The following is a 12,684-nucleotide window of genomic DNA, read 5'->3' on the forward strand; positions in this document are numbered from 1 at the left end:
CGCAGATCTCGAAGTTGTTGCAGGAGAACGGCGATGATCTGTCGACCGTGGTGAAGCAGCTGGGGAGTACGGTGCGGACCATCGCGCCGACCGGCTTCGCGACGTCGACGACGTTCGCCATGCTGTCCGCGTTGTCGGCGGGCAGCCACAGCCCTGCACCCGGTGACGGTCAGATCCATTTCGGCATCGTGCTCGAGACCAACAATCCGCCCGCGTGTTCACGTGGCTACGAGAGCACCCAGGCGATGGTGCAGGAGATGAAGCGTAAGGATCCGTCGTTCGACATCCGCTACGACGACTTCCCGTTCAACACCAAGGCACAGTGTTCGGTGCCGGTGGGCAACCCGACCGGCGTGCGCAGCGCCAACCGCTCGGTGTTCGCCAACCCCGACAACGTGCAGCCGTGGGACAAGACTCCGAAGAAAGACCCGGACAAGCTCAACCTCAACCCGCTGGCACAGCAGTTGGCGACGTTGATGGGAGTGCATCCGCGGTGACCGCCTGCGTCGAGGAGCCCGGCGACATCTCGCTTGGGCTCCTCTCAGGCGCCAACCACTAAGGTGACGGCCGATGACAAGCAATACTCTTCCGACCCCGGCACGCCAGGGGGCCGCTCGCGTGATCGTGAGCGTGGTGGCGGTGCTGGCGGTGATCGCGGCAGCCGGATGTGCCGCGTGGTTCGGCTATCAGGGCTATCAGGCCTATTTCGTGCAGAAGCCGATCCAAGATGCGCGCGACGGCGCGGTCGATGGTGCCGAACAGGCCATCCTCAATGTGACGACCGTGGACCCGAAGGACACCGCCGACTGGAAGCGACGCGTCGACTCCTCGCTGACCGGCAAGGCCAAAGAGCAGATCAGTGGTCAGGACGTGAGCAACCTGAACTCGATGATCACCCAGGCCGGGCCACAGGCCGCCGCTCTCTCGTCGCGCCTGGTGCGCAGCGCGCCGACCGAGGTCGACGCCGACGACGGCAAGGCGCAGGTGCTGGTCTATGTGGCCGCGACGTCGAAGCGCGAGAACGAGGCAGGCGTCACGCAGACGATGGGCTTCTCCGTCTCGATGACGAAGTCCGACGACTCGTGGAAGGCCGAGAACATCGTGCCGCTGGACTCCCTCGCCTATGAGGATCCGGGTACCGCGGCCGCCGTGCCGGGTGCCGGTGGCAGCGCACCCGCACCGCAGGGAGGTGGGAACTGATGGCGTCGAATCCACGCCCCCCACGTCGTAAGCCGACGCCCCGGGTGGCCGGACGGCAACACACCGGTTCCGGACGTCCCGACGTCACGCGCGACTCCGAGAACGAACAGAAGACCCCGGTCGAGGCCGCCGAGTCGAGCCGACCGCCAGTCGAGACCGGTGGTGACGATCCGGTCGTCGACTCGACGACTCCCACCCGGGACGAAGACGGCGCCGACAGTGACGCGGACGCCGGGCGACAGGCCGGTACCGACACCGGCGTTGCCGACGACAGGGCCGGGGGAGAGGCAGCCGCAGACGCCGACAGTGCCGCCGAGGAGACAGCAGTCGGGCAGGCATCCGACGCGGCCGCTGCACCCGAGAACGAGGCCGACGATGTCGACAACGCATCTGACGACGGGGAGTCGGCCGACACCAGTGCGCCGACCGCGAAGACCCGCCCGGTGTCACGCGTGTCCACGTTGCGACCGACCGAGACCGCGGCCACCCGAGACACCGCGGCACCCGCCGCGAAGTCGGCTGCGTCGACCTCGAGTGGTCGCGGCTTCGGCAACACCACGATCGGGGTGTTGCTCGCGGTGGCCGCGGTGCTGGGTGTGTTCGCCGTGATCGCAGGCCTGCATCCCGGTGCCGACATCGGCTCCAACAAGGCGTTCGTCGACCAGGCGGCCACCACCGAGCTCACCTCGCAGGTGAAGAGCAAGGCCTGCTCGCTCACGGTGGACACCGTCGACGTCGACAAGTGGGCCGCCAAGGCGCGGTCCGCGCTCACCGGTGAGGCGCTGACCGAGTTCGACAAGTACCTCCCGCAGCAGCGTCAGATCCTGGGCCAGACCAAGGCCGTGGCGGATTGTCGGGTCGAGTCGGTCGGCGTCAACGACCTCACCGGCGGTGGCGACGGGGCGACCGGTCGCGTGGTGGTCAATCTGATCGTCAGCCAGCAGCAGGCAGGCGTGGCCGGACAGAGCGCGGCCCCGCGCTACCAGTTCTCGATGGCCAAGCACGGTGATGAGTGGCTGATCTCCAAGGTCGAGGCCTTCTAGTCGCAGCAGCGTGATCGGCGGGCGACGCGAACGTCTCCGCTCGCCCCCGGCCGCGTGTCCCAGCCATGTCCCGCCACGGTGTTCCTGCCCGGTGCAGGCGCCGTGGCGTGTCTGTCGGGTGGGTGTCGTCGGGGCCGATGACCGACCGGTCCGAATCGCGAGGATCCAGCCCCGGCGTGTCGTGGTGATTTCGTCCTTGCGCAGGTGAAGCGCCGATTTTCTTCGTCAATTTCGCGCGTAGCGCTTGACGTACGGACGTTGTGGGGCCAGTCTGTCACCAGTGAATGACGTGCAGGCAGCCATCAGCGCGGAGTCGCTTCCAGACGCCACTTGACAAAGTGCGTCTATTTTCTGCTACAGTTGGACGTTGCGCTGGCTGCCTCCTGTCCGTCTCTCGATCCTTCCTCTGGCCACCTCTCGAAGTGTGTGCTCGTGGTGATCGCCGAAAAATCAGGTGTCACCAGCGAACGGCCCATCAAGCCAAGCACCGAGCTAGGTAGAACACTTCGTGTTGGAAGGACGCATCTTGGCACTCGACCGCCAGTCCACCTCAACCATCCCCGGCGCGCCGAAGCGCGCATCTTTTGCAAAGATCAGTGAGCCTCTGGAGGTCCCCGGTCTTCTCGACCTGCAGCTCGATTCGTTCGAGTGGCTCGTCGGTTCCCCCGAGTGGCGCGCGAAGGCCATCGCCCGCGGTGAGGAGGGCCCGACCGGTGGTCTCGAGGACATCCTGCACGAACTGTCCCCGATCGAGGACTTCTCCGGCTCGATGTCGCTGTCCTTCACCGATCCGCACTTCGACGAGGTCAAGGCCTCGGTCGAGGAGTGCAAAGACAAGGACATGACCTACGCGGCGCCGCTGTTCGTCACCGCCGAGTTCATCAACAACAACACCGGCGAGATCAAGTCGCAGACCGTCTTCATGGGCGACTTCCCGATCATGACCGACAAGGGCAGCTTCATCATCAACGGCACCGAGCGTGTCGTCGTGTCGCAGCTGGTTCGTAGCCCCGGCGTCTACTTCGATTCGTCGATCGACAAGACCACCGAGAAGACGCTGCACACCGTCAAGGTCATCCCCGGTCGTGGCGCCTGGCTCGAGTTCGACGTGGACAAGCGCGACACCGTCGGTGTGCGTATCGACCGCAAGCGTCGTCAGCCGGTCACCGTGCTGCTCAAGGCACTCGGTTGGACCAGCGAGGAGATCACCGAGCGTTTCGGGTTCTCCGAGATCATGATGTCCACCCTGGAGAAGGACAACACCGCCAACCAGGACGAGGCTCTGCTCGAGGTCTACCGCAAGCTGCGCCCGGGTGAGCCCCCGACCCGTGAGTCGGCGGAGAACCTGCTGGAGAACCTGTTCTTCAAGGAGAAGCGCTACGACCTGGCTCGCGTCGGTCGTTACAAGATCAACAAGAAGCTCGGTCTGACCGCCAACCCGATGGTCGGCGAGTCGGTGCTCACCCGTGAGGACATCGCCGCGACCGTCGAGTACCTGGTGCGTCTGCACGAGGCCGATCCGCACACCGTCGGATTCGCCACCGTCGCAGGTCCCGGTGGCCTCGAGGTGCCGATCGAGGTCGACGACATCGACCACTTCGGCAACCGTCGTCTGCGTACCGTCGGCGAGCTGATCCAGAACCAGATCCGCGTGGGTCTGTCCCGTATGGAGCGTGTCGTGCGCGAGCGCATGACCACCCAGGACGTGGAGGCGATCACCCCGCAGACCCTGATCAACATCCGTCCCGTCGTGGCGGCGATCAAGGAGTTCTTCGGCACCAGCCAGCTGTCGCAGTTCATGGACCAGAACAACCCGCTGTCGGGTCTGACCCACAAGCGCCGCCTGTCGGCGCTGGGCCCGGGCGGTCTGAGCCGTGAGCGTGCCGGCCTCGAGGTCCGTGACGTGCACCCCTCGCACTACGGCCGCATGTGCCCGATCGAGACCCCTGAGGGTCCGAACATCGGCCTCATCGGTTCGCTCTCGGTGTACGCACGGGTCAACCCGTTCGGCTTCATCGAGACCCCGTACCGCAAGGTCAACGACGGCGTGGTCACCGATCAGATCGAGTACCTGACCGCCGACGAGGAAGATCGCTACCTCATCGGCCAGGCCAACACGAACTTCGACGGCACCGGCCTGATCACCGACGAGCGTGTCCTGGTCCGCAAGAAGGGCTCCGAGGTGGAGTTCGTCGGCGCGGGCGAGGTGGAGTACCTCGACGTCTCGCCTCGCCAGATGGTGTCGGTCGCGACCGCGATGATCCCGTTCCTCGAGCACGACGACGCCAACCGTGCCCTGATGGGTGCCAACATGCAGCGTCAGGCCGTGCCGCTGGTCCGTAACGAGTCGCCGCTGGTCGGCACCGGTATGGAACTGCGTGCCGCGGTCGACGCAGGCGACGTGATCGTGTCGTCGGCGACCGGTGTGGTCGAGGAGGTCTCCGCCGACTACATCACGGTGATGGCCGACGACGGCAGCCGCGAGACCTACCGGATGCGCAAGTTCGCCCGCTCCAACCACGGCACCTGTGCCAACCAGCGTCCGATCGTGGACGAGGGTCAGCGCGTCGAGACCGGCCAGGTCCTGGCCGACGGTCCGTGCACCGAGAACGGTGAGATGGCGCTGGGCAAGAACCTGCTCGTGGCGATCATGCCGTGGGAGGGCCACAACTACGAGGACGCCATCATCCTGAGCCAGCGGCTCGTGGAGGAGGACGTGCTCACCTCGATCCACATCGAGGAGCACGAGATCGACGCCCGCGACACCAAGCTCGGTGCCGAGGAGATCACCCGGGACATCCCGAACGTCTCCGACGAGGTCCTCGCCGACCTCGACGAGCGCGGCATCGTGCGTATCGGTGCCGAGGTCCGCGACGGCGACATCCTCGTCGGCAAGGTGACCCCGAAGGGCGAGACCGAGCTGACCCCGGAAGAGCGTCTGCTGCGTGCGATCTTCGGTGAGAAGGCCCGCGAGGTGCGCGACACCTCGCTGAAGGTTCCGCACGGCGAGACCGGCAAGGTCATCGGCGTCCGCGTCTTCAGCCGCGACGACGACGACGATCTCGCCCCGGGCGTCAACGAGTTGGTCCGTGTCTACGTGGCGCAGAAGCGCAAGATCCAGGACGGCGACAAGCTGGCCGGCCGCCACGGCAACAAGGGTGTCATCGGCAAGATCCTCCCCGCCGAGGACATGCCGTTCCTGCCCGACGGCACTCCCGTCGACATCATCCTGAACACCCACGGTGTGCCGCGTCGTATGAACATCGGCCAGATCCTGGAAACCCACCTCGGGTGGGTTGCCAAGGCAGGCTGGAACATCGACGTCGCCAGCGGTGTCCCGGACTGGGCGTCGAAGCTGCCGGAGGAGCTGTACTCGGCCGAGCCCAACACCAACACCGCCACCCCGGTGTTCGACGGCGCGCGTGAGGAGGAGCTGACCGGACTGCTGTCCTCGACGCTGCCCAACCGCGACGGCGAGGTGATGGTCCAGGGCGACGGCAAGGCCACCTTGTTCGACGGACGCTCCGGCGAGCCGTTCCCGTACCCGGTCTCGGTCGGCTACATGTACATCATCAAGCTGCACCACCTGGTCGACGACAAGATCCACGCTCGCTCGACCGGTCCGTACTCGATGATCACGCAGCAGCCGCTCGGTGGTAAGGCGCAGTTCGGTGGCCAGCGATTCGGTGAGATGGAGTGCTGGGCCATGCAGGCCTACGGCGCGGCCTACACGCTGCAGGAGTTGTTGACCATCAAGTCGGACGACGTGGTCGGCCGCGTGAAGGTCTACGAGGCCATCGTCAAGGGCGAGAACATCCCCGAGCCGGGTATCCCGGAGTCGTTCAAGGTGCTGCTCAAGGAGTTGCAGTCGCTGTGCCTGAACGTGGAGGTGTTGTCGTCGGACGGTGCAGCCATCGCGATGCAGGACTCCGACGACGAGGACCTCGAGCGGGCTGCGGCCAACCTGGGTATCAACTTGTCGCGAAACGAATCCGCGACCGTCGACGACCTGGCGAACTGATGCAGTCGCAAGCTCCTGCATGGGCCAACTGACCCTCACCGACACCATCTGACAGAGCCACGAAAGGTAACAAGTGCTCGACGTCAACTACTTCGATGAACTGAAGATCGGTCTCGCCACGGCCGACGACATCCACAATTGGTCATTCGGTGAGGTCAAGAAGCCGGAGACCATCAACTACCGCACGCTCAAGCCGGAGAAGGACGGCCTGTTCTGCGAGAAGATCTTCGGACCGACTCGCGACTGGGAGTGCTACTGCGGCAAGTACAAGCGTGTGCGCTTCAAGGGCATCATCTGCGAGCGCTGCGGCGTCGAGGTGACCCGCGCCAAGGTGCGTCGTGAGCGGATGGGCCACATCGAGCTGGCCGCCCCGGTCACCCACATCTGGTACTTCAAGGGCGTTCCGTCGCGTCTGGGCTACCTGCTCGACCTGGCGCCGAAGGATCTCGAGAAGATCATCTACTTCGCCGCCTACGTCATCACGTCGGTCGACGACGAGCTGCGCCATGCGGAGCTGTCGACCCGTGAGGCCGAGATGGAGGTCGAGAAGAAGGCCGTCGCCGATCAGCGCGATGTGGACCTCAACGAGCGTCAGCAGAAGCTCGAGCAGGATCTGGCCGAGCTCGAGGCCGAGGGTGCCAAGGCCGATGTGCGCCGCAAGGTGCGCGACGGTGCCGAGCGTGAGATGCGCCGGATGCGTGATCAGGCGCAGCGTCAGCTCGACGATCTCGAGGAGATCTGGGACCGCTTCACCAAGCTGGCTCCCGGCGAGCTGATCATCGACGAGAAGCTCTACCGTCAGCTCGACGAGCGTTTCGGTGAGTACTTCGCTGGTGCGATGGGTGCCGAGGCGATCAAGAAGCTGCTCGAGAACTTCGACATCGACGCCGAGGCCGAGTCGCTGCGCGAGACCATCCGCAGCGGCAAGGGCCAGAAGAAGCTGCGTGCGCTCAAGCGACTCAAGGTCGTCGCCGCGTTCCAGCAGTCGGGCAACTCGCCGCTGGGCATGGTGCTCGACGCCGTGCCGGTGATCCCGCCGGAACTGCGTCCGATGGTGCAGCTCGACGGTGGCCGCTTTGCCACCTCGGACCTCAACGATCTGTATCGCCGGGTCATCAACCGCAACAACCGTCTCAAGCGTCTGATCGACCTCGGTGCGCCCGAGATCATCGTGAACAACGAGAAGCGGATGCTGCAGGAGTCGGTCGACGCCCTGTTCGACAACGGCCGTCGCGGCCGTCCGGTCACCGGACCGGGCAACCGCCCGCTGAAGTCCCTGAGCGATCTGCTCAAGGGCAAGCAGGGTCGTTTCCGTCAGAACCTGCTCGGTAAGCGCGTCGACTACTCGGGCCGTTCGGTCATCGTCGTCGGTCCGCAGCTCAAGCTGCACCAGTGCGGTCTGCCGAAGCTGATGGCTCTCGAGCTGTTCAAGCCGTTCGTGATGAAGCGTCTCGTCGACCTGAACCAGGCGCAGAACATCAAGTCGGCCAAGCGCATGGTCGAGCGTCAGCGCCCCGCGGTGTGGGACGTCCTCGAAGAGGTCATCGCCGAGCACCCGGTGCTGCTGAACCGTGCTCCGACGCTGCACCGCCTCGGCATCCAGGCCTTCGAGCCGCAGCTGGTGGAGGGCAAGGCAATTCAGCTGCACCCGCTGGTGTGTGAGGCCTTCAACGCCGACTTCGACGGTGACCAGATGGCCGTGCACCTGCCGCTGTCGGCGGAGGCGCAGGCCGAGGCACGCATCCTGATGCTGTCGAGCAACAACATCCTGTCGCCGGCGTCGGGCCGTCCGCTCGCCATGCCGCGTCTGGACATGGTGACCGGTCTGTACTACCTGACCACCCTCACCGAGGGTGCGGTCGGCGAGTACAGCGCGGCCACCGCCGACGACGTCGAGCGCGGTGTGTACGCGAGCCCGGCCGAGGCCATCATGGCCGTCGACCGCGGTGCGCTGACCGTGCAGTCGGAGATCAAGGTGCGCCTCACCGATCAGCGTCCGCCCGCCGACGTCGAGGCCGAGCAGTTCCCTGACGGCTGGAAGTACGGGCAGGCGTGGGAACTCAAGACCACGCTGGGTCGTGTGCTCTTCAACGAGCTGCTGCCGGTCGAGTACGCGTTCGTCAACGAGCAGATGCCGAAGAAGCGTCAGGCCGTGATCATCAACGATCTCGCCGAGCGGTATCCGATGATCGTGGTCGCGCAGACCGTCGACAAGCTCAAGGACGTCGGTTTCTACTGGGCCACCCGCTCGGGCGTGACCGTGTCGATGGCCGACGTGCTGGTGCCGCCGCAGAAGAAGGAGATCCTCGACAAGTACGAGGAGCGGGCCGACGGTCTGGAGCGCAAGTTCCAGCGTGGTGCCCTCACCCCGGACGAGCGTCGTGACGCTCTCGTGGAGATCTGGAAGCAGGCCACCGAAGAGGTCGGTCAGGCGATGGAGGCCCACTACCCGGACAACAACCCGATCCCGATGATCGTGAAGTCGGGCGCGGCGGGCAACATGACCCAGATCCGCTCGCTGGCGGGCATGAAGGGTCTGGTGACCAACCCGAAGGGTGAGTTCATCCCGCGTCCGATCAAGTCCTCGTTCCGTGAGGGCCTGACCGTGGCCGAGTACTTCATCAACACCCACGGTGCCCGTAAGGGTCTGGCCGACACGGCTCTGCGTACCGCCGACTCGGGTTACCTGACCCGTCGTCTGGTGGACGTCAGCCAGGACGTCATCGTGCGTGAGACCGATTGCCAGACCGAGCGTGGCATCACCACGACCATCGCCGAGAAGCAGCCCGACGGCACGCTGATCCGTGATGCGCACGTGGAGACCTCCACCTATGCGCGGACGCTGGCCACCGACGCGGTCGACGAGAACGGCAACGTCATCGTCGAGCGCGGCCACGACCTGGGCGACCCGGCCATCGAAGCACTGCTGGCGGCCGGCATCACCGAGGTCAAGGTCCGCTCGGTGCTCACCTGTGCCACCGGCACCGGTGTGTGCGCGCACTGCTACGGACGGTCGATGGCCACCGGCAAGCTCGTCGACATCGGCGAAGCGGTCGGCATCATCGCCGCCCAGTCGATCGGTGAGCCCGGTACGCAGCTGACGATGCGTACCTTCCACCAGGGTGGCGTCGGTGAGGACATCACCGGCGGTCTGCCGCGTGTGCAGGAGCTGTTCGAGGCCCGCGTCCCCAAGGGCAAGGCCCCGATCGCGGAGGTCTCGGGTCGCGTGCGTCTGGAAGACGACGACCGCTTCTACAAGATCACCATCGTCCCCGACGACGGTTCGGAAGAGGTTGTCTACGACAAGATCTCGAAGCGCCAGCGTCTGCGTGTGTTCAAGCACGACGACGGCTCCGAGCGTCTGCTCGCCGACGGCGACCACGTCGAGGTCGGTCAGCAGCTCATGGAGGGTGCTGCCGATCCGCACGAGGTGCTGCGCGTCATGGGCCCGCGCCAGGTGCAGATCCACCTGGTCAACGAGGTCCAGGAGGTCTACCGCAGCCAGGGTGTGTCGATCCACGACAAGCACATCGAGACCATCGTGCGGCAGATGCTGCGTCGCGTGACGATCATCGACTCGGGTGCCACGGAGTTCCTGCCCGGTTCGCTCACCGAGCGTTCCGAGTTCGAGTCGGAGAACCGTCGCGTGGTCACCGAGGGTGGCGAGCCCGCGGCCGGACGTCCGGTCCTCATGGGTATCACCAAGGCCTCGCTGGCGACCGAGTCCTGGCTGTCGGCGGCGTCGTTCCAGGAGACCACGCGTGTCCTGACCGATGCGGCCATCAACAGCCGCAGCGACAAGCTGATCGGTCTGAAGGAGAACGTGATCATCGGTAAGCTGATCCCGGCCGGTACCGGCATCAACCGGTACCGCAACATCCAGGTGCAGCCGACCGAGGAAGCACGTGCCGCGGCCTACGCGGTGCCGTCCTACGACGACACCTACTACAGCCCGGACGGTACCTTCGGTGCCCCCGCCGGCGCTGCGGTGCCGCTGGACGACTACGGATTCTCCAACGATTACCGCTGACGCGATGTGGTAGTCACAATGCGCGCACAGCACGCATTGTGACTACGAAATCCGTAAGTGCATGACGAACGGCCCCTGCCCGGGTGGGTGGGGGCCGTTCGGCATTTCGGGGTTGGCATTCGTCCTCCCGACCGACACAATCCGGCGGCGTGGTGCCCTCGCCGATAAGCTGTGTCCCGGTGTCGGGGAAGGAATCCGGATGGTTCGAGACAGCGGTGATCGAGGTTCCGACGAACCCGTCGGCGCCGACGAAGAGCTGCCGCCGGGCTGGTCCAGGATGTACGCCACCGGCGATATCGCCCCGGTGCGCAGCGACCGCGGATCGCGTCCCGCTCTGCTGTTCATCGGGGCGATGCTGGTGGTCATCATCGTCCTCGCAGGTCTGATCGTGCTGCTGGCACGGTCGGTCGACCGTGACCGGTCCGATGAACCAGCGGTCGCGACGCCGTCCACGACGGTGGGCGCGACGACGCCGACGTCGACCCCTGCACCCGCGGTCTCCGGGATCGACGGAGGGCCGGGCTTGGTCGCCGGCCCGAACTTCGCCGACACCGACAATCCGTACCGGATCGCGGCCCAGAGGCTGCCGTTCGCGTTCGCGTTCCCCGACGGCTGGGATTGTATGTACGGATCACATGCGGTGCCGACGTCGGGTGGCTACACCTGTTTCGAGAGTCGCGGCGGCGACAGTCGGGTCGGTGGGGTCGTCGGATACCAGCGGTGCGCTGCGGCGTGCACGGCGGACGATCTGAGCGCGCTCGGCGAGCACATGCACGTCGACGCGGGCAGTTGGCGTCCGGTCGACCCGTCGACCACGTTCTCGGACGTGCACGGCACCAACGATGCCGGCGAACCCAAGGAGCGCATCGGTATGCGCTTCGTCTACGCGCAGGGTGGTCGGGGCGAGGCCACCACGATCGCCTTTGTCGTGATGACCGGTGATCCGGAGATGCGGGACACGATGCTGAAGATCGTCAACAGCGTGCGGGCCAACGCGCGCTGACCTGTCACCGATCGATCGAGAACCGCACCGCGGCGCGGATCTGGGCGGCGGTGGCTGCGCCGGCGCTCAGCGGCCACCGGTACATGATGTACTCGGCTGCCTGGTCGATGGTCAGCTGACGCGTGGAGTTGCCGCTGCGCACCCAGAACTCGGTTGCCGCGTTCTTGCCCGCCCGCAGGTACACCGGGCGCGCCGACGGACGAATGCCGACCCGGCAGACCGGTTTCGCCGCCCCGTCCGCGGTGGGGACCTCCTCGACGAGAACCGACACCTCGGCGGCAGCGTTCTGACCGAGCACGCTTCCCAGCAGGTCCCGGAGCCACAGTTCGAACCGGTCGGCATCGGGCACCTTGAGCGTCGCGTAGTCGGGGTCGAGGCCGAGCGGCGTACCCGCATCGTCGACCCCGATCAGCAATGTACCGCCGTTGGTGTTGAGAAACGCCGACACGGTCTTGGCGATCACATGCTCCATGCGCGGATCCTTGTCGCCGGTGCGGAGATTGACCCGCGCGGTCGACTTGAACTCGACCCGGTCGGATTCGCCCGCTGCGAGCAGGTCGGTGACGGACGCATGATCCTTGTGTTGCAGACGGGCGACGACCGCCCCGTAGACCGCGACGGCGGCCACCGAACACAGCAAGGCGAGCACCACCGTCAGCGCGCGTGTCGCCTTCAGATCAGGGTCGATGACACCGGCGAGGAACAGTCCGACCGCGGATCCCAAGATGGACAGGACCATCGAGGTCGTCAGGTCCAGTCGGGCGCGCCGACGCAGAGCAGTGCGGGCGACGGTACCGAACACCACCGAGATCGCCAGGACGATCACCAGCGCGGCGGCGACCGCCCACAACGGATGAGTGATCTCGACGGGGCCGGCGCTCACCGGGGATACGGATTCGTGCACACCGACCAGTATGGCGACGCACCGTCACGCTGTATCCCCGGCACCCACCGCGACGTCAGTTGCCGTATCGGTACGGAAGGTACTGGACGTTCCAATGGTTGCCGTCCGGGTCGTCGAAATAGACGAAGTGGCCCCACGCCTGGATGTCGACGGGACTGACGTCGACCCCGGCGTCGACCAGATGCTGCCGAGCCGCCTCGATGTCGGAGACGCACAGCATCAGGGTGCCCGCGTTGGGCGGTGCGGCCTCGACGATGCCCTTGCCGAACGCGATCGAACAGCCCGACCCCGGCGGAGTCATCTGCACGAACCGGATGTCGTCGCTAGGGGATTGGTCGTGGTCGGGGTTGAATCCGATGCGAGTGTAGAACTCTTTGGCCCGGTCGACATCGGTCACCGGGAGGAACGCGACCTCGAGAGTCCAATCCATGACGTTCACCTTTCTGTGTGGAGCCCGGCTCGTCGGGCGCCGTTGATGACCAT

7 protein-coding genes and 1 pseudogene are annotated in these 12,684 nt (G+C 65.8%); 6 read left to right on the plus strand and 2 right to left on the minus strand.

The window, feature by feature from the left end:
- The 6 genes and pseudogenes from AAFP35_RS04975 to AAFP35_RS05000 all read left to right on the plus strand — a co-directional run.
- Positions 1-497: pseudogene (locus AAFP35_RS04975) on the plus strand (mammalian cell entry protein); the annotation flags it as partial.
- Positions 498-570: 73 nt separating this feature from the next.
- The gene (locus AAFP35_RS04980) at positions 571-1,200 is read left to right on the plus strand and encodes a hypothetical protein (protein WP_419220460.1); all 630 of its coding nucleotides are present in this window, start codon (positions 571-573) and stop codon (positions 1,198-1,200) included.
- Positions 1,200-2,243 (plus strand): hypothetical protein, encoded by a 1,044-nt coding sequence (locus AAFP35_RS04985; RefSeq protein WP_419220461.1) that lies wholly within the window; start codon positions 1,200-1,202, stop codon positions 2,241-2,243. The genes AAFP35_RS04980 and AAFP35_RS04985 overlap by 1 nt, the downstream gene beginning before the upstream one ends.
- 526 nt (positions 2,244-2,769) lie before the next feature.
- Positions 2,770-6,264, plus strand: a complete 3,495-nt coding sequence (locus AAFP35_RS04990; protein ID WP_419220462.1) for a DNA-directed RNA polymerase subunit beta — start codon at positions 2,770-2,772, stop codon at positions 6,262-6,264.
- Positions 6,265-6,337: 73 nt separating this feature from the next.
- The gene (locus AAFP35_RS04995) at positions 6,338-10,294 is read left to right on the plus strand and encodes a DNA-directed RNA polymerase subunit beta' (RefSeq protein WP_419220463.1); all 3,957 of its coding nucleotides are present in this window, start codon (positions 6,338-6,340) and stop codon (positions 10,292-10,294) included.
- A gap of 199 nt (positions 10,295-10,493) precedes the next feature.
- Positions 10,494-11,297, plus strand: coding sequence for a hypothetical protein (locus AAFP35_RS05000; protein WP_419220464.1), 804 nt, complete (start codon positions 10,494-10,496; stop codon positions 11,295-11,297).
- A gap of 4 nt (positions 11,298-11,301) precedes the next feature.
- Here AAFP35_RS05000 and AAFP35_RS05005 read toward each other — a convergent pair whose 3' ends face one another.
- Entirely contained in the window at positions 11,302-12,201 is a 900-nt protein-coding gene (locus tag AAFP35_RS05005) for a helix-turn-helix domain-containing protein (protein ID WP_419220465.1), read from the minus strand.
- A 55-nt stretch (positions 12,202-12,256) separates the two neighbouring features.
- On the minus strand, positions 12,257-12,631 hold the full coding sequence (locus AAFP35_RS05010) for a VOC family protein (RefSeq protein ID WP_419220466.1): 375 nt from the start codon (positions 12,629-12,631) through the stop codon (positions 12,257-12,259).
- Positions 12,632-12,684: the final 53 nt, after the last annotated feature.

The organism is Gordonia sp. CPCC 206044 (assembly GCF_048537895.1).
Classification (GTDB): Bacteria; Actinomycetota; Actinomycetes; order Mycobacteriales; family Mycobacteriaceae; genus Gordonia.

Coding starts and splice junctions, on each gene's coding strand:
- AAFP35_RS04985 (WP_419220461.1), top strand. CDS start 1,200: ATGGCGTCGAATCCACGCCCCCCACGTCGTAAGCCGACGCCCCGGGTG.
- AAFP35_RS05010 (WP_419220466.1), bottom strand. CDS start 12,631: ATGGATTGGACTCTCGAGGTCGCGTTCCTCCCGGTGACCGATGTCGAC.
- AAFP35_RS05000 (WP_419220464.1), top strand. CDS start 10,494: ATGGTTCGAGACAGCGGTGATCGAGGTTCCGACGAACCCGTCGGCGCC.
- AAFP35_RS04980 (WP_419220460.1), top strand. CDS start 571: ATGACAAGCAATACTCTTCCGACCCCGGCACGCCAGGGGGCCGCTCGC.